Source organism: Vescimonas sanitatis, from assembly GCF_049060325.1.
GTDB classification, from domain to species: domain Bacteria; phylum Bacillota; class Clostridia; order Oscillospirales; family Oscillospiraceae; genus Vescimonas; species Vescimonas sanitatis.
Genome location: NZ_JBMGPW010000002.1, coordinates 307,779 through 324,734 on the forward strand (window position 1 = coordinate 307,779; position 16,956 = coordinate 324,734).

General features: G+C 53.4%; 10 protein-coding genes. 4 read left to right on the top strand and 6 right to left on the bottom strand.

Features of this window, described 5'->3' with window-relative positions; genetic code table 11:
• Positions 1-307: 307 nt before the first annotated feature.
• The 4 genes from ACOMDU_RS04310 to ACOMDU_RS13825 form a co-directional block, all read right to left on the bottom strand.
• Entirely contained in the window at positions 308-5,911 is a 5,604-nt protein-coding gene (locus ACOMDU_RS04310) for a peptidoglycan-binding domain-containing protein (RefSeq protein ID WP_421129208.1), read from the bottom strand.
• 83 nt (positions 5,912-5,994) lie between these two features.
• Positions 5,995-7,272: a hypothetical protein gene (locus ACOMDU_RS04315; RefSeq protein ID WP_421129209.1), complete on the bottom strand. Its 1,278-nt coding sequence runs from the start codon at positions 7,270-7,272 to the stop codon at positions 5,995-5,997.
• A gap of 62 nt (positions 7,273-7,334) precedes the next feature.
• Positions 7,335-9,698, bottom strand: a complete 2,364-nt coding sequence (locus ACOMDU_RS04320; RefSeq protein ID WP_421129210.1) for a helix-turn-helix transcriptional regulator — start codon at positions 9,696-9,698, stop codon at positions 7,335-7,337.
• Positions 9,699-10,026: 328 nt separating this feature from the next.
• The gene (locus ACOMDU_RS13825) at positions 10,027-10,263 is read right to left on the bottom strand and encodes an N-6 DNA methylase (protein WP_476718542.1); all 237 of its coding nucleotides are present in this window, start codon (positions 10,261-10,263) and stop codon (positions 10,027-10,029) included.
• A 114-nt stretch (positions 10,264-10,377) separates the two neighbouring features.
• On the opposite strand from ACOMDU_RS13825, the gene ACOMDU_RS04330 reads away from it, so the two are divergent.
• Entirely contained in the window at positions 10,378-10,545 is a 168-nt protein-coding gene (locus tag ACOMDU_RS04330; protein ID WP_421129211.1) for a hypothetical protein, read from the top strand.
• 519 nt (positions 10,546-11,064) lie between these two features.
• Here ACOMDU_RS04330 and ACOMDU_RS04335 read toward each other — a convergent pair.
• The gene (locus tag ACOMDU_RS04335) at positions 11,065-11,541 is read right to left on the bottom strand and encodes a hypothetical protein (protein WP_421129212.1); all 477 of its coding nucleotides are present in this window, start codon (positions 11,539-11,541) and stop codon (positions 11,065-11,067) included.
• A gap of 280 nt (positions 11,542-11,821) precedes the next feature.
• Here ACOMDU_RS04335 and ACOMDU_RS04340 point away from each other — a divergent pair, with 280 nt between their 5' ends.
• The 3 genes from ACOMDU_RS04340 (at position 11,822) to ACOMDU_RS04350 (ending at position 16,718) form a co-directional block, all read left to right on the top strand.
• Positions 11,822-12,031: a helix-turn-helix domain-containing protein gene (locus tag ACOMDU_RS04340; RefSeq protein ID WP_421129213.1), complete on the top strand. Its 210-nt coding sequence runs from the start codon at positions 11,822-11,824 to the stop codon at positions 12,029-12,031.
• A 35-nt stretch (positions 12,032-12,066) separates the two neighbouring features.
• Positions 12,067-13,473, top strand: coding sequence for a hypothetical protein (locus ACOMDU_RS04345; protein WP_421129214.1), 1,407 nt, complete (start codon positions 12,067-12,069; stop codon positions 13,471-13,473).
• Between the two features lie 89 nt (positions 13,474-13,562).
• Entirely contained in the window at positions 13,563-16,718 is a 3,156-nt protein-coding gene (locus tag ACOMDU_RS04350) for a DEAD/DEAH box helicase (RefSeq protein ID WP_421129215.1), read from the top strand.
• On the opposite strand, the gene ACOMDU_RS04355 is transcribed toward ACOMDU_RS04350, so the two are convergent.
• Entirely contained in the window at positions 16,719-16,928 is a 210-nt protein-coding gene (locus tag ACOMDU_RS04355; RefSeq protein ID WP_421129216.1) for a DUF5348 domain-containing protein, read from the bottom strand.
• Between the last annotated feature and the right edge of the window lie 28 nt (positions 16,929-16,956).

Genomic DNA, 16,956 nt, shown 5'->3' on the forward strand with positions numbered 1-16,956 from the left:
GACAAAGGTTCAAAACGGAAATCGAGTGATTTTTTTTCATAGTGTTTTCTCCTTCTGCGTGGGAAGGCGGCATGGCTCATGGGTTGTGAATGGCGTACAGAGTTTCCTGTGGTGAAAAGCAGACAGCGCGGGGGCGGTGCTATTGACCGTCCGCCGCGCTGTCCTTTGCCTGTTGTGGAATTATGCCTGCGTATGTCTGCTCTGGCAGCTGCTTGATTTACTCAGCTATGACCCTCCAGAGAAACGTTACGCTCTGACTGCGGGTGCAGTCACTTTCCTTGCGGTGATGATATTTCTTGTCGCTGGGTTAGACCAACTTACCCCAGGTCAGGGGACCGACGATGCCGTCCGCACCCAGACCGTTGGCCTTCTGGAACGCCAACACCGCTGCGTAAGTCTTGCTTCCGAAGATGCCGTCCACATTGCCGCAGGTATACCCCTTGGCGTTGAGCATCTCCTGGAGCTTACGCACGGCATCGCCGCGGGAGCCGGTGCGGAGCATGGGCTGGGTCGTGACGGGCGTCACGTTCACGGGCGTGGCATCATAGAGCTTCGCCCAAGTGAGTTTGCCCACGATACCGTCCACGCCAAGGCTATTAGCCTTCTGGAAGGCAGTCACCGCCGCATAGGTCTTGGCTCCGAAGATGCCGTCCACATTGCCGGAGTTGTAGCCCAGCGTGTTCAGCTTATCCTGCAGCGTCTTGACAGCGTCGCCGGTGCAGCCTCTGTACAGCATAGGCATATCGGGTACTGTGGGGGCGTAGTAGCTGCCGCCGCCGGAGGAGGTGGACTTGTGCCACAGCTGGATAGAGCCGGTCAGCGTCGTATAGTTGGTGTCGGTGGGAGTGTAAGTCCACCCGTAGCTCTTGTTCGCAACCACCTCGGTGGTGGTGGGGTCGTCCCAAGCAATCGTACCGCCGGCAGGCGTAATGGTACCGATACCCAAGGCGGCATCCGCCAGCGTCTTGCCGGAAGTGGTGATCTTGGTATAGGCAGGTTCGCCGGTGGGGACGGCTCTGGTGATGGTGATCTCCACGGGAGAGCTGGTGATGCTGTTGTAGCTTGCATCGCCAGCCTTAGTTGCACGGACCTTGACCTTACCGACCTTGACGGGAGTCAGCTTGCCGGTGGCGTCAATGGTCGCCTCGCCGGTGCCATTGGTCACAGTGTAGATCACCGCGCCGGAACCGGAGCCGCCGCTGGTACCAAGCTGCAAGGTCTGACCGTAGACCACGGTGGTGCCGCCGGTAATGCGCAGTGCCTGCTGATTATCCTTTTCTGTCAGGGTGATAGTCAGGGCGATGGTGAAATCCTCGTAGTTGTTGCAGGAGGCTTTCAGGGTGATGGTGATCTTGTCACCCACCTTGCCGCCGGAGATGGCATAGGTCAGCAAGCTGCCGTCCGCTGCGAAGTCCTGCTTGGACAGGACGATGCTCGCCTCGCTGCTGAACGTCCAGTCCTGCCCGGCGGGCAGTCCGGCCCAATCCGGCGTGTAGGTGTGCTCCGAGGTGTCCGTGTACTTCTGCTCCAGCTCGACCGTTTTGAGGCTGCCGCCATCCGCCTTGTTCACCATGACTTCAAGCTCGATGTTCTCCACCATGTTGTAGTTTTCGGTGTCTGTCGGGATGAACTTCGCCTGGAAGGTCTTGGCGGCAGTCGAAGCGCCGCCCACAGATTCGCTGCTATCCGTCCAACTCCAGCCGTCCGGCAGCGTCACATCCGCCAGCGTCTGACCGTATTTTGCCGTCAGCCCGGTGGGAGCGGTGTAGGCCGGCGTTGCCTTTGCAACCACAAATTCACAAAACTCGGCATTGTACTCATAGTAATTATTCGTCTCGCCGATTTTGGCAGACATACGGTAGGTACCGGCGTTCAGCGCGGGCGGATCGTTGATGCTCCAGACCTGCATATTGCCATTGCCAACGCTGGAATAATAGTAGGTCACTTGAACGTTCGGGTCACCCGTCTGTTCTGTCAGGCTCGGAATACTGGGCATTTGACCGTAGGTATAACCCGTCATGCTGATCTCGCCGCTCCGCCGCGCCTTGTCGACCTTGACCGTTGCGGTGCCGGTTGCTTCCGTATAGGTATTCCCATCGTTCGGCGTGAACGTCCATCCGATATCATGACCAAACGTACTCGCATCCAGGATCGTATTGCCCGGTTGCTGCCATGTGAAGGTGCCCTCGACCGCTGCGCCAGTGGTGGGATCCTCCATCTTGCCGGAGAGAGCGATGGTATTCAGGGCGTCGCCGTAGGTGATGGCGTTCTTGCTCAGCGTCGGTGTGCCGGTGGGAGTGATCCTGTTCTCCGCGCTGACGTCGATGGTCAGGGTGAAGTCATGGTAGTTGGTCGTAGAGACCTTGACCTTGACAGAACCAATGCTGCCTGTTTCTTTCGTTTCCACGGCCCGAATGGGCAAAATCAGCTTGCCGTCTTCCACCCTCGCGCCATCGGTGTAATAGCCGCTGGACAAGTTGACAGTTGGTGCGCCGTAGGTCACCGCGCCGTACTCCCTGGGAGCCTCCAGCGCAGGCAGCAGCGCGGACAGATCGACCGTATACGTCGCCGCGTGGTTGTTCGCGACTTGCAGCGCCTTGGCCGCGGGGGCAGCGATGATCGCACTGCTGATATAAACAGGCATACGGTCGCTGCTGTATTCGATCTGCATCACCCTGCTGCCTTTGGCAAAGACAAAGTTGCCGCCGGGTGTCAGCGTCATTGTGCCGGTGAAGGTTCTGTCTCCGGCTTCCGCGGAGTCGAATTTCATATTGCTCAACTCGTAGTCGCTCTTGTCCAAATCAAGATTATCCAAAGTCAACAATATAGGATTCCGCGGGTTCTTCGAATCAAGCATAAAACCGCCTAACGCGTCGATTCCGTTTGTGCTGTCAGTCACTGCATCTGTACCATCGTACGTCTTGTTAATCTGGGCATGACGATAGTTTTCAACCGACAGCTCATACGGCTCAAGCATCCATGTCACCGACTTTTGACCCGTATAATTGCCCATGCCCTCGATGGTCAGCGTGTGCGTTCCGGCATTCCTTGCCCAATTGTTCGAATCTTTAATGGTGTAATCTTTATTCAATTCCAGCGGCTGTCCGTTGTAGGTCACCTCAAATTTGTATTCTACATCGCTAAACGCGCCGGAAGAAAACGGAGTAACCACCAGGCGGTTGTCTGCCGGATTTTGGGTGTTGCCCGTGTCCGGCTTCTGCCTAATGACCGTTCGGTCGTCGTTCAGCTTGGCAGGCACGACATTTATCGTATAGTCCTTGACTGCCACCTGCCACTGCATTGCTCCGCCGGGTCTATCCAACCCTGTGATCACGCAGAATACATCCAGCGTATCGCCGACCTTCACGTCAGCCACTCTATTCAGCGTCATATGTTCTGCGCCGCTGTTCGTTCTGCGATACCACTTCACATCGTACAAGCCCACATTTTCACTGGGTGAGCCAACCATGAAGGGGATGCTGCCGTTAATGGGAACATTTGCCGCTTTAGAAGTCGATCCAAAGTCGTAAGGGGCTTGCTTGATAACGAATTTTTCCCATTTTTGCGCCACCGCATCAACCCGTTTATCAAGGCTTGTGCCTGTAGCGTAATATTGGTGATCCAGCACATCCGCGAGAATCTTGCCGCTTGGCAGATTATACGCGCCAAGGCTGCCGCCCGTGGCGGAAACATGCATGCCATCAGCCCAATCCTTTATATTCAGTTTGCCAATGCTGCCGCCCTGGATGGAAAGATTTGTGTTTGCGGAGCAATTCTGTACATCCAGCTTGTCAACGCTGCCGCCCTTCAGCGCAACGACAGCGCCGCCGGTCATCTCCAGATTGCCGACATAACCGCTCTCCAGCGTAAAGCTCCCGCGCTGATTCCCATCAAGGAGGATATTCTCAATCTGACCGCGCTCCGTGCCGTCGGTAACCGTCAAATGCATATTATTAGTGGGCTTGAATGCGCCGTCACCTTGAACCGACATCCTATGTCCGTTCAGATCAAGCGTATTGCCGTTCGGGCGATAACCAACGCTCCACGTAGCATCTGCCGCTTCAGCTTTATAATCTGTATACAGCTTTAATATACCGTTAGCCTTCTCATCTTCGGCATCGCCCAGCCAAGCTTTGAAGGCATCCTTCCATTGGTCAGCGGTATAGAGATTGCCATCCACCGAGGCTACGAATTTGCCGCTCTTGCCGCAGTATTCGCACGTCGCTACGCCATCTTCACCCGGTTTCATGTTCGGATGCAGGCATTTTACGACCTTGACATTGTAGATAGACGCGCCCCGAAGTGTCGTTTCGTACTTCACATACGACCCATCTTCATTCTGGTACGCATAGCCATCTGCAAGCAGTTCACCAAGCTTAACCGGCTGGTTGTTCGCTGCCCAAATTTCATTAAAGCTGCCGCCGCTCAATTTCGTCTTTTTCAGTTCGCCAAGTTGATTATTCCCGAACGTCAGTTTTCCGATAGTACCTGCCTTTGGTCCTACGATTACTGCGGCTTCCCGCGTTGTTTCGTCATATTTCGAGTCATCCGATATATTGATCGCGCTGATCGTACCGCCTTCCCACTCGCTCAGATCCAGCGTAGCCTTCGGGGAAACACCGCTGTAGCCGCCCATCCCCTCTAGACTTTCGTGACCGCCTTCTCCGATGATTTTCAATGTGCAGGATGTAGGATTGTTATTGCTCCCAATATCAAACCATCCGCCGGTGATCGTATGCCCGTTCAGATTCAGCGTAACAATTTTACCATCTCCGGTAATAGCCGCTCTGTCTTGGGGAGTCACGCCCCATTCAATATCCGCCAGCAGCTTGACAGTTGTGCCATTCTCTGCCGCCTTCATCGCCGCCTTAAAGTCTGTGCCGTAGGTCGTTGTGCCGTCCTTCGCCACGATCTCTACGGTCATCTTCTCTCCGCAAGTAAAGCATGTGCCATCGTTATTCACGCTCTCATGCAGGCAAGCGTAGCCGCAAACTCCGCATTTGCCGTCTTTCCAATCGCTATGATTGTCGGACGCGCCGCACGCGCATCTATGGAGATATGTATAAGTGCTATCCGGTTTCCAATCATGCGTATGCGGCACGATGGTAAGATCGCTGATCGTCCAAATATTATAGGAACCTCCGGCTTCTACCAGTGCCTTGTTGTTGTCAGCAAAGGCATAGCCATCTTCCAGCAGGTCAGCTATACGCTTGTAGGGATTCGAACCATCGACCGATACCCGGCGCACGTCTATACCCTCGATTGCCGTGAACGTGCCCTGCGTCAGCTTGTTTTTCAGCGCCGCGTCGCCAGTCAGCGTCAGGCCGCCGTTCAACTCCAAACCGTTTTGGAAATCCAGCGTGCCGCCCGAGGCAGAAACCGCGGGCTGCTGTTGTTTCCGGTTCGCCTTGTCGTCGTATCTGCCGCCCGTGGCGGTCAGCTTCTGCGCAAAGGTCACCGTGCCGCCCGTCACCTTGATCGCAGGGGAAAGGTCGGGGTCACTTGTAGTTGAGTCGATGAGCTGAGCCGTTGCGTTCACTTCGCCCTGGAAGGTCACCGTGCCGTTGCCCGTGACCTCAATCGCGGACCCAACCATAGCGCCGGCTTTGCCGCCAGTCACGGTCAAATTGTTTTCAAAAATCAGTTCGCCGCCAGTGACTCTGATTGCGGGTGTAATCAACTCAGCGCCCGCAGCTATCTGGTTGATGATTGCATCCCCGGTGATTTTCAGCGTGCCCGCCTCAACCGTGATAACGGGAGCGCCCTCATTTTCCAAGGTATAGCCGTTCATATTCAATGTAAGCGTTTTACCCGGATAGTCGAATACAATGGCGTCGCGGATTTCCGTATTACCACTCTTAGCGGAATGCAGCTCCGCGGAGATTGTATCGCCGTTAGCAAATGCATCCAAGGCATCCTGCACCGATTCGAAAATATAGTCGTAGTCACCTGCGGCTACAGGCATAAAGCCGCACTTCACACATTCGCCTGTTTTTATATTATCCCAAACGTGCTGTTCTTCCGAGCCGCTTTGATAGCCGCAGATTGCGCATCCCGCAATGTGCATCTGGTTGTTCTTGACAGCAGGTAGCCTGTGTCGTGTGGGATCACATCGCCAAACAGATTCCCGCAGGGGCATTCCTTACGGTGTCCCTCGACTCCGGCCGACACAGTTCTTTCATAGCCATCGTTTCCGCAATTCGCCTTTAGCGTTGTATTGCCCGTATTAAAGCCGCACTGCGTACAGCTCTTTATATGCTGTGTATCGCCGGAGGGCGTATACGTAGGATGGTCATGCCAGCAGTACTCAATGACGAGTTCCCCGCCCGATATGGAGGATTTCCCCCACTCCGAGGGTAATTTCGCATCGCCGTCAAGAATGCCTTCGTGTATCGATTTTGTGCTGTACAACGTAATATGATCGCCAATAAGTTCCTTGGAATTCCCGCTGATAATCGTCACCTTGCCGCCGCTGATACCCAGACGCGCAGTACTTGCAGTCCGAATCGCCGCGCCATCACCATTAGGATTATTGATAATCAGCTCCCCGGCGTCGGCGCCGTTGTTCGATTGCCCGTAAATGTAAAACTTATCGCCGCCGGTGTGGATCAGAGCGCCGTTGATCGTCAGCGTTGCGTCTTGACAAAGCACCAGACCGCCATCTTTCGAACCATCGACAGTCAAATCCCCGTTGATGGTTACGGTGCCTTGAACCACATAATATTTGTTGCTCAAATTCGTCTCAGTTCCTGTGAGCAGGGGACCCGTTCGGCTGAAATCGGTATACGGTATAATGTCACCATTTGCATTAACATCATCCGGGTAGATTGTTACATCCCCATCCAGGAGCGCGATCTGCCCGTTGAACCAGTTGAAGAGGTCCTCGAAGCGCTCCGCGCCGGTAATCTGCGCCTGCTGCTCCGCCGTCAGGGCCTCGTAGGCGTCATAGGCCGACTGAACGGCCATGTAGGCTTCGTTCAGCGTGTCGCTGTCCATGCCCTTCAGCTCGCCCAGACTGGGCAGCTCACCGATCATCGCCTGCACGGTGGCCACGGCCTGCTTTGCGGCAGAATCCTCCTGCTGTTCTTCCTGTTGCGCAGGCTGATTCTCCTGCTGTTCTTCCCCGTTCGCCGGGTCTGCCGCTTTCTCCACGGCCGGGGGCGTCTGCGCCGTCCCCTCCGGCGCGTTCGCTTCCGCCGCCCATGCGGGGGCGGGCAGGAGCGTCAGGCACAGGGCCAGCGCCATGAATGCACTCAATAGTCGTTTTTTCATGTCCTTCCTCCTTGAGATCAGTTTGCATTTATGTCGAATCCGGCGTCCGCCGGACGCTGTTTTTATAACTCTTCCGGTACCAGATGCAGCTTTTTCGCGGCGGTCTTGGCCTCCGCCCGGCGCTTCACGTCCAGCTTGTCGAGGATGTGGCTGACGTGGGTCTTCACGGTCGGCAGCTTCACATCCATGATCTGCGCGATCTCGGCGTTGGACTTGTCCGCGCAGAGCAGATGGAGAATTTGCAGCTCCGTGGGCGTCAACTCCTCGCCGGGGGCAAGGCGGGGTTCGAGGAAATGCGGGTAGAACGCCGCCTGCGTCCGCACCGCCGCCATCAGCCGCTTGCGCCATGCTTTGTCGCCGTCCCAGTCCAGTGCTTCCAGCAGCGGCAGCACCGCCGTGCCGTATACGCTGATGGTGCGGATGAAGCGGTACTCCGCTGCCGCGTCCAGCGCCGCCGTCAATCGCTCGCACCACCGCTCGTCCTTCTTGCGGTACAGGGCAATGGCAGTCAGGACATTCAGGTGAATGCCGTCGATGAGGCGGGCGCAGTTTTGGACATACGGCTCCAGCGGGGCAAGCGTCAGCTGCGCCGCGTCCGGTCTGCCGTCCTCCAGCTCCACCATGGCCTGGGTGAGATACTGGTAGCGCCGCATGACGTTCAGGTGCGTCGGCTCCCGCGGGGCTTTTTCCCGATACCACGCGTCCGCCGCGTCAAGGTCGCCGGTGTGCATGTCAATACGGCAGAGCATGGCGTCCATATTGGGCAGAAAGCGTGTCAAACCGCGCTCGGCAAAGCGTTCGCGGAGCGCCTCGATGGTGCGCCGCGCGTCGGCGGGCTGTCCGTTTGCCATCTGGCTGCGGGCCAGCAATCCGCTGACGGCGAACTCCATGTCCGGCGTGCCGCGGTTGCGGACCTCGTTCAGCTGTGGGAGAAGGGACAGCATCCGACCGGCCACGTCCTCGCCCTTTTCAAACTTGCTCTCGGCGATGGCGCAGTCCGCAAGACCCACGCCGTCCCGCCCCAGCACCGCCTCCACGGGGAGACGGAGGGTTTTGTAGAGCAGGTCGTCCTTTTTGCTCCATGCGGAAAAGTCCTTGCCGCCGTTCATGATGCTGGGCAGCGCGCTGGTGACGGAGAAGGACGGCAGCGTCACTTCCTTGTTCATCAGCAGCCGGAACACGGCGGGAATGGTTTCCGTCAGACCGTTCACGCCCCGCTGGGGGAGAGAAATGTCCAGCCATGCAAGGCGGCTGCGGGCCTGCTTTCCGGCGGCGTCCTGCCTGCCGCAGCGCTCGGCAAATGCTTGCAGCTCGCCGTACCAGCGCTCCGAGCCTTCGTAGTCCATCGCCAGCGCGCAGAGCATGCTCATGCCCTGCATCAGCGAGGGAGAGGCGAGAATTTCCGCCTCCGGCAGGCTGCGGTAGTATTTTCCCATCTCGGCATAGTGACCCATGCCGGGGTGCAGCTCGGCGTTGCGCACCAGCAGCTCGGAGACCTTGGAATGGTCACCGCCGCTGGTGTAGCATTCCAGGGCGTGGGCGTAGTCCTCCTTCAGCTCATAGTACAGCCCGCCCCGGCTGAAGAGCGCTTTGCGCTTTTCCTCGGTATACTCCCGTTCCATCTCCCAGAGGAGAAAAGCTCGGAAACCCGACCAGAAGTGGAAGCGCTGGCAGTCGTCGTAGCGCAGCATAGTGGTGTATCGAAGAAGCCAGTCCAGCCGTTCGCCGGCACGGGGATCGCCGCTGACCATCCGCGCCATTTCCAGGTCAAAGCTTTCAAAGGGAGCCAGCTCCAACAGGAAGCGCCGCACCGGCAGGTCAAAGCGCCGGTAGATGGCGGTCTCAAAGTAGAGGAACACCTCCCGGAACACCCGCGCCGCCAACTCTGGCGTCCACGGCTTGCCCGGAGACATACACCGGGCGGTGATGGCTACGCCCAGCGGATAGCCCACGGATTCTTTCAAAATTCCGTCGATCTCGCTATCTGTTACATTTGCTCCCGAAAGCTGAAACAGTCGCCGCACATCGTCCGCGTCAAAAAGCAGGTCGTCGGCCTCCAGCACCGTCATCAGCCCCGTGTACTGAAACGCCGTCAGGCAGCCGGGCGGCACACCGCGCGAGAGCAGCACGAAATGGCGCTCCGGACTTGAGCGAATCAATTCGCAAAGAGCCTGCTGCCCGGCTTCCTCCTGCATGAGCTGAAGATCGTCAATCAGCAGAATGTCCCAATCCTGCGCTGACGGTGGGATCGCGCAGTCTGGGTCTGCCGCGCTTTGCCGCAGCACATTCCGCCCGCGCAGCAGCGCGTCCGCCAGCACGGTCTTTCCAAAGCCGCAGGGCGCGCTGAAAAAAAGGACTCTGCCATGCGCTATGAAGCTGTCAAACCGTTTCTGAACGGAGGGCTTTATGATGATATTTTCGGTCATTTCTTCCCTCCCTTTGATACAGAGTGAGATTGTCATAAGCCTTTTGCCACCTATCTCAAATTATATTATACGCGGCTGTTCTGAAATGTAAATCATCCCAAAGGATGAGACGCGCTGCATAGCAAACGGCTGTGCAGGCCAGCATTTCGTGAGGTGAAAAAGAAATTGCACAGTATCAGGTCAAAATGCCCGCGCTGTGCGATTCGGTGTTTACTTATAGAGTCTTGTCACTTCTTACTGTGTCACCGGAGAATCAAAATTAAAGTCGCGGCGCAATGCGGTCTGCCCATGTTCTGTGTGATATTCGTCTTCAACGCGCACAGAGCAATTATATTTCGACAATCGTATAGCATGGAAACGAGTTGAATAAAACGAGAAAAAGGAAATTAGTTGTATCTTTTCTTTGAACGTACGCTGCTTTTGCAAACAGTATTTCATGCTCCCGGTTGCGAAGCATCCGTTCGTGATACTTCCCGCCCTTCTTGTTCTGGTTCAGTATCCAGAGCGTGACACTGATATCGGTGGTGATAAACAGTTCCCGAGGAAGAATGACAATGGCTTCCACCTTATCATTCTAAATCAGTTTTTTGCGAATCTCTAAAGTGTCACTGTCGCCCAACGCACCGTTCGCCAGCAAGAAACCCGCAACGCCGTCTGCGGCCTTCAAATGCGAAAGCATATGCAAAATCCAATAGATGTGGCCCGTGCCGGTGGCAAGGTGGCTGGCGACGCACGGAAGGCCATTGAGACGCAGACCGGCGTTCCTGTCATCACCTCCAAGAACGCCGCGCAGCTCAGTGAAGTGGTTACAAATCTGCTGGAAGATGCGGGGAATAAAGAAAAATAGTATTCAAATCCACGCATGGGGCATTTAAAATCTGCCTCGCTATAGACAAACTTTTGAATAAAAATTTTTCTACTTTTTTCGACGATTTATAGCCGCTTTTGCTTTATTATGGATGCTCTTCGCAACTCTTGACTACACTGTTTCCGCACACTCCACGGCTGCCTGTAGTCAAACATGTGGTCAAAAACCGCTTTCTGAACACCCTCGTGACATGGGCCAGAAAGCGGTTTTTTATGGTCTGCCGGAGTGCCGCGGACGGATGATTTGCCTCTCCAGCCTGTCGCATTGTACCTCTGCCGGAGAGGTTAAGCAAGTCCTTTATACAGGAATAGGCGGCGCAGAATTTGCATCGCTATAGACAAAGAATACCATCACACCCTAACAGTTATTACATTCCCTTAATTCTGGTGGTGTTTTAAGGGAAAACTTACCCGGAGTAAGGGAAAGCATCTGCGCCCTGCGAGAGAAACGCTGTTGACTTTCGTCGTAATTTTATCATGAATATTTTTCGATTGGCACTCAAAGCGAGGACTTTCCGCAGGGCGGACAAGACCGAATCTTCCTTGCCTGACGAGTGGCACGCGCTTTCTGCTCTGCTTCGAGTGCATCAAAAAGGCCTTGCCAAAGATTCGGGTTCGGCTCATGCTCTGCGTAGTCTTCGAGGTGCCGCCGAATATCATCGGCAGCCAACGCAAGAAACTTATCGTCCAGAAACCGAATGTGGCGCTTAATATAATCGGAAACTACTGCGGGCATACATGTGTTTCTGCCCATCGCATACCGCATTGCCGACAGCAGGATCAAGCGAAAGTCAGAGTCATAGATTGGTGCGAGCAGGTCCTGAGGGAACAGCAGAAACTCCTTGCCATTATTCATGCATACGCGCAGTGGTCGCTGCTCATCCGTTACCAGATTCAATAGGCTGTTGGCTTGATCCTTCAGCTCATCAATGGTGATCGATTCGTAGTCCTGAAACGGGCTTGCTTCATAATTCATCATTTGACCTCCAATCAGTTTGTCCTCGCGATGAGGTGTTGGCATTGTAGCTCTGACTGCCCGGAGGTTCAACTGTTTCTTTTGCAGCTCGAAAAGAAATCCAACAGGGTCGGAATTCGTGCGTATTTATCATTTTCTTGCTTTTCCTGCCCGAATGTGCTATCGTTATAAACAACGCTGTCAAGTGTTGGAATAGGCCTTGGCAGTATGGCTGCAATAGACCGAGTGCTCTGCCAAGTGGCAGAGCATTTTTTGTATATCGGTACGGAGGAGATATTTTATGTCTGTGAGTTATAAAAAACTCTGGAAGCTGCTTATCGATAAGGATATGAAGAAAAAAGACCTGTGTGAAAAGGCTGGTATCAGCCCAGCATCGGTTACCAAGATGGGACGGAATGGTCATGTCACGACTGAGATACTCGTGAAGATTTGTGCGGCACTGGATTGTAGAATTGAGGATATTGTGGAGATTGTACCGGATCATAATTAAATTGCCTTTACCGATATATACCGGGGGGATACTGTATGCCAATTACATTTTCAGAACAATTCAATATCTCTAAAGAAGTCCTTGAAATAACTGGCGTATTTGATGTCATTCTTGATATTGACACCAGAGTTTTCATAGACCCTGCACTTTTGGAGTTATGCACTGAACCTGAGTTTCTGGATGCACGCAAAAAGGTTGAAAAGTACTTTTCTGACATTATAACATTACTCAGACATTCCAAAAGCCAAACTGATATGTATAGAAAACGTGCAGAGAGGATGTTAACGTTTACGGAACTGTCTGGTACATGTTTTGGATACTCTCAAAACGGAACCGGTGGAAACGCAATCGGCTCAGTACTTAGAAAAACGATTTTGAACACTATACAAGATCTTATGACTGAAGGAGATACGGATCCGGTATTGTTTGAATTGTTAGGAGTATTTCAAGAAGGAATTGGCTGCGATCGCGTAAGCGATCTAATAACATTTATTCTCCGTGAGGATATGCTAAAATATACACAGCGCGTGACTGAATTTGCTGGAGTCGATTCGCTTTCGGTTAGTTTCGGACACAAAATATATAAAACGTGTAGAAATCCTTACAACAACAAACCGCTTCTGCTCTTACCTTCTGCTATCCTTAGTCCATTACCTATAGCGGATACTTTTGATGATATTGACTGGATTTGCCAAGAGAATGAGCGAGTTCGGGAGGAAATCAACAGTTACTTTGATTTGGGAAAGAAAACAAAACTTCATAAGTCTCAAATCCTTACTTTGATGCGTAACAGTACGAGCTTTCGAACCGCTCTTATAGCTGCTTATAAAGCAACTCCTAAAAGGGTGTATGATTTTTCTGAAGATCCAGCTGGCGAATACGTGTGGCTTTCTGCTGCAAGAGAGTATACCGAAAAATATCCACTATCTCTCTCACAAGTACCACTGGAAACCAGTGATGACGTCCTAACTATAGCAAAAACGATCTGTAATCAATTCAAGACTTTAGTCGAAGACAACGGACTTTCTAAGCTTCTTTATAATTCAAATGGAACGCCCAAACATGAATCAGCGGCGCAGTTACTTTTTTATGGTATTGCCGATTCATATTGTGACGCGAATAACATTGATCTTACAAAAGAAGGAAACAACGGGAGAGGTCCTGTCGATTTTAAATTATCGAGGGGAGCAACTGATAAAGTCATTGTCGAAACAAAACTGACTTCAAATCCTCAATTACGACACGGAATTGAAATTCAACTTCCAACATACATGAAACAAGAGAAAACTAAACAGGCAATTTATTTGATTATCGATAATGGACATCCTAAGGCATTAGAACATTTTATTGCCTTCTACAACGAGTTGGACAAAGAGATAAAAAGAAAAATATCTTATTTTATTATTGATGCTACTATGCGACCCTCTGCAAGCAAAGCCTAACCACTTGCTTGATGGGGATGCTTTGCTCTGCAATAGATAAATGTACTGTACATGAAGAGGAAAAGTTTTTTCAACGAGGAGAAAACTCTATGTTACATCCCGGCCTATACGAACAAGTCATCAACAACGCCTTGACGGGCGAGCTTGCGGAGATTCCGGAGGCCCGCAAGTCTGTTGCGCCCATTGACAAGGTGGAAGCCTCCAAGGTGCTGGCGCAGTATCTGGCAGATGTGGTTCAAAAGGGCTTGGATAACGTGCTGGACAACGGCGGGGATATTTCTGCCCAGATCGGGCTGACCAACCAGATCGTTGATCTCATTCAAAATACAACGAAAGAAGCTGACTTTGCCGCGCTGGGCGTTGACCGGCGGGCAGAGCAGCTTCTTGCGCTTTTACGGGAGACCGACCCGCGGCTGGCGGTGGGGAAAACGGCGGCGGACATAGAGCGCCCAGAGACATCCATCGCACAAAGCTCACTTTTCACCGGGGCTGTGCATGAGCCACAGATGTTTACCGAGCTCAAAAAGGAAATCGTCTCGGCCGACCGGATCGACATGCTGGTGTCCTTCATCAAATGGAGTGGTCTACGCCTTATTATGGACGAGTTGCGGGAGTTTACGCGCAGCGGCGGCGAGCTCCGTATCATCACCACCTCCTACATGGGCGCTACCGACGTGAAAGCCATTGAGGAGCTTCGAAAGCTGCCCAATACGCACATCAAGGTCAGCTACAACACTAAGACGACCCGCCTCCACGCCAAGGCATATATCTTTTACCGAGAAACCGGCTTCACGACGGCTTATGTTGGCTCGTCCAACCTGTCCAATGCCGCATTGACCAGCGGCCTTGAATGGAACACAAAAGTAACGCGGCGCGACCTACCCGAAACCATCGACAAGATCGCCGCTACCTTTGAGTATTACTGGAATGACCGCGAATTTGAATACTACGCAGAGAATCAGAAAGAGCGCTTGGCACGGGCATTGAAGGCGGAAAAATATTTCGACACCAACAATGCTGACGTCTACACCATGGACATCAACCCCTATTCCTACCAGCAGGAGATTTTGGACAAGCTGGAGGCAGAGCGCACTGTTCGTGGCTATACGCGCAATCTGGTGGTGGCGGCCACCGGTACCGGCAAGACGGTCATCTCTGCACTGGACTACAAGCGCTTCCGCAAGCAGAATCTGGATAGACCCTGCCGCCTGCTGTTTGTGGCGCACCGAGAGGAAATCCTCAAGCAGAGCTTGTACACCTTCCGCGCTGTGCTCAAGGACGCAAACTTTGGTGAGCTGTTTGTGGGCAACTATAAGCCGGAGAGCATCGACAACCTGTTTCTGTCCATCCAGACCTTCAACTCACAGAGCTTCACGGAAAAGACGAGTCCCGATTTTTACGATTACATCATCGTGGACGAATTCCACCATGCCGCCGCGCCGACTTACCAGAAGCTTTTGTCCTACTACCAGCCGCGCATCCTGCTGGGCTTGACCGCTACTCCGGAGCGTATGGACGGCAAGAGCATCCTGCCCTACTTCAACAATCGTATCGCCGCTGAGATCCGTCTGCCGGAAGCCATTGATCGAAAGCTCCTGTGCCCGTTCCAGTATTTTGGCGTTACCGATACGGTGGATCTGGATGCGCTCAAATGGTCTGCCGGTGGCTACCAAAAGAGTGAGCTGGAGCATATCTATACGTTCAGTGGGGCGGTTGCCGACCGCCGCGCCGACCATGTGGTGACGGCACTGCTGAAATATGTGACGGACATTGACGAGGTGAAGGGTCTCGGCTTCTGTGTGACGGTCGATCACGCGGAATTTATGTGCCGCTATTTCAACGACCACAACATCCCGTCCATGTGCCTCACCGGGCAATCTTCGGACGAGGAAAGAGCGGCGGCCAAGCGGCGCTTGGTGTCCGGCGAGGTGCGGTTCATCTTCGTCGTGGACATCTATAACGAGGGCGTAGATATTCCGGAAGTCAATACGGTTCTTTTTCTGCGTCCCACGGAGTCGTTGACGATTTTCTTGCAGCAGCTGGGACGTGGCCTGCGTCTATCTGAGGACAAGGAATGCCTGACCGTGCTGGACTTCATCGGTCAGGCGAATAGAAAATACAATTTTGAAGATAAGTTTGCGGCGCTGCTGTCGAATACCACCCGCAGCGTGAGCCGGGAGATCAAGGACGGCTTTGTGTCCGTTCCCAAGGGCTGCTATATCCAGTTGGAGAAGAAAGCGGCCAAATACATTTTGGAGAATATCCGCGCGTCCTATGGCAATACGGCTGGGTTGGTGGCTCGTGCAGCATCTTTTACGGAGGACAGTGGGCTGGAACTGACGCTCAAAAACTTCTTGGATTACTACCATCTTGATCCGCGGGCGATCTACAAGTTTTCCTCCTTCTCTCGCATTTGCGCCAGAGCGGATGCCATCGAGGACTTTTCGGAGCCGCTGGAGGACATCCTGACCAAAGCGTTTGCAAAGCTTGCTGTAATCGACTCCCGCCGCTGGATTTCGTTCCTGCTGGACGTCCTTCCGTGTTTGGATAATCTTGATTTTGCAGCGCTTCCGGATGCGGAAAAGCGGATGATGCAGATGTTCTATGTCACCGTCTGGGGCAAGGTGGTGGAGGACTGGGACGACGAAGAGGTGCTTAGTAACCTCTATGCCCTGTCTGACAGCACAGTTCTGCTCGGTGAACTCTTGGAGCTGCTGCGTTATCGCTTCGAGCAGATCGACTTTATCGACGAGCCGGTGGAACTGGGCTTCGACTGCCCGTTGGATCTGCACTGCACCTATACCCGCGATCAACTGTTGGTGGCGATGGACTTTATGAAACCGGCAACCGTGCGTGAGGGCGTGAAGTGGCTGCCGGAGAAAAACATCGATGTGTTCTTTGTGACGCTGAACAAGGCGGACAAGGACTATTCGCCAACCACCATGTACAACGATTATTCCATCAATGAGAGCTTGTTTCATTGGCAGAGCCAGAGCACCACGGCGGAGAATTCGTCCACCGGTCAGCGCTATATCCACCACAAGGAACGCGGCAGCAAGGTACTGCTGTTTGTGCGTGAGTTTAAGGCGGACCGTAAGACCGGCGGTGCAGAAGCGTACACCTATCTGGGCACGGCGAACTACGTGAAGCATACGGGCAGCAGACCGATGAACATCACCTGGCAGCTGGACCGCCCGATCCCGGCGAAGTTCTTGAAGAAGACAAATAAGTTGGTAGTGGGCTGATTAAATTCGCACAGGAACGCCATAACGAACTGGAACAAAAAGACCGTTGTGGATCAGAACCCAATCATTCATATATTCCAGGCGAACATCGAGCCAGCGCCCATCCAGCCAACATGCAAAGCAGTCTCCACAGTGAAGCCCGCCATATAGTGTCCCCGTATCGAATACGATATCTGGCCTATCCTGATTCCAAATTAATCGTCCAATCATAATTGTCGTCTCCTGTAGGAGGAAGGTT

Excerpts from the sequence above, each read along its gene's own strand:
- ACOMDU_RS04315 (WP_421129209.1), bottom strand. The coding sequence starts at position 7,272 with ATGAAAAAACGACTATTGAGTGCATTCATGGCGCTGGCCCTGTGCCTG.
- ACOMDU_RS04320 (WP_421129210.1), bottom strand. The coding sequence starts at position 9,698 with ATGACCGAAAATATCATCATAAAGCCCTCCGTTCAGAAACGGTTTGAC.
- ACOMDU_RS04330 (WP_421129211.1), top strand. The coding sequence starts at position 10,378 with ATGCAAAATCCAATAGATGTGGCCCGTGCCGGTGGCAAGGTGGCTGGC.
- ACOMDU_RS04335 (WP_421129212.1), bottom strand. The coding sequence starts at position 11,541 with ATGAATTATGAAGCAAGCCCGTTTCAGGACTACGAATCGATCACCATT.
- ACOMDU_RS04340 (WP_421129213.1), top strand. The coding sequence starts at position 11,822 with ATGTCTGTGAGTTATAAAAAACTCTGGAAGCTGCTTATCGATAAGGAT.
- ACOMDU_RS04345 (WP_421129214.1), top strand. The coding sequence starts at position 12,067 with ATGCCAATTACATTTTCAGAACAATTCAATATCTCTAAAGAAGTCCTT.
- ACOMDU_RS04350 (WP_421129215.1), top strand. The coding sequence starts at position 13,563 with ATGTTACATCCCGGCCTATACGAACAAGTCATCAACAACGCCTTGACG.
- ACOMDU_RS04355 (WP_421129216.1), bottom strand. The coding sequence starts at position 16,928 with ATGATTGGACGATTAATTTGGAATCAGGATAGGCCAGATATCGTATTC.